General features: G+C 38.6%; 1 protein-coding gene. It reads right to left on the bottom strand.

The window, feature by feature from the left end:
* Window positions 1-233 (bottom strand): transposase (locus HHO41_RS22190; protein ID WP_169102748.1); only part of this gene is annotated, 233 nt, incomplete at both ends.

Genomic DNA, 233 nt, shown 5'->3' on the forward strand with positions numbered 1-233 from the left:
TGAAGTGTTGGTTGATGGATTTTAACTTTTTTCCATCAATTAAGAAGGCGTCTCCTTTGTTTGTTGCACAACTCAATAATCGGTCTACACCTAAATCACAACTCAAAGCATTCACTGTGGTCGTAGGTTGTTTTTTCATTTGAGCCACATGCACCTCATAGGTGTAGTGCACCTCAAAGAACCGACCTTTTTGCTTTGGTTTGATTTCAATGTAGGAGATTTTCTGGTTTAAC

Source organism: Bacillus sp. DNRA2, from assembly GCF_012843265.1.
Classification (GTDB): domain Bacteria; phylum Bacillota; class Bacilli; order Bacillales; family Cytobacillaceae; genus Bacillus_BU.